At 68.7% G+C, this 920-nt stretch carries 1 protein-coding gene; it reads right to left on the bottom strand.

The genetic code is table 11. The features are described 5' to 3' along the window. Positions 1 to 920 (bottom strand): polyprenol phosphomannose-dependent alpha 1,6 mannosyltransferase MptB (gene mptB, locus R1101_RS0124495; RefSeq protein WP_016935764.1); only part of this gene is annotated, 920 nt, incomplete at both ends.

The following is a 920-nucleotide window of genomic DNA, read 5'->3' on the forward strand; positions in this document are numbered from 1 at the left end:
GACGATGATCAGACCGACCACGACGATGGTCGCTATCGACGCCTGGACGATGATGAACGGTTGGTACTCGCTGCCGTTGGGCATGAGGATCATGCCGACCACAGACGAGAACGCGATGGTGGGGATCCGGAACACCGGGCGCGTCGCCCAGGCTGCGAGCGGGATCACCGCCCACAGCAGATACCAGGGTTGTACGACCGGGAAGAGAAGCACGATCGCGCCCAGCGACACGCCCAGCGCACCCACGGGATGGATCCGGCCTGTCAGCACCGCGAGCAGCATGCGCACCGTGATGAAGGCCGCCACCAGTGCGGCGATGGGGCGCGTGATGGACAGCACGGCCGTCGTGTGGTCGCCCAGGCCGAGCAGCACGCCCCCGAGACCCGTGCCCATGCCCAGGAGGGTCGGGATCGACATCCAGCTGCGGACCTCGGTGGCGGTCCCGAGGGTCTTCGTCCAGCCGAAGCCCAGACCGCTGCCCCAGCTCACGGCCACGATCACGACGCCGGTCCCGACACCGAGGATCACTGCGGCGAGGATCACGGCGCGGAAGGTGGCACCCCACTTACGGGCCAGGGCCATGCCGACGAATCCCAGCGCGAGCAGCGAGGGCACCTTGATCATCGACGACAGGGCGATCAGTGCCGTGCCGGCAGCGAGCCATCCCGCCAGACGCAGACGCGACACGGACTCGTCGGCCGGGTGGACCGCCCGCAACGAGAGTTCGACGCCGGCGAGCATGAGGCCGAGCATCAGGGCTTCGTTGTGGATGCCCGCGACCAGGTGGAACAGCAACAGCGGGTTGGCTGCGCCGAGCCACAACGCGCTCACCGACGCCACCCCGCACCGGCGGGCCAGCCGAGGCAACGCCCATACGATCAGGGCCACACCGGCGAGCGCGAGCAGCCGGTGGACGAATA

The sequence above is a fragment of the Rhodococcus sp. R1101 genome, from assembly GCF_000278445.1.
Classification (GTDB): domain Bacteria; phylum Actinomycetota; class Actinomycetes; order Mycobacteriales; family Mycobacteriaceae; genus Rhodococcus; species Rhodococcus gordoniae.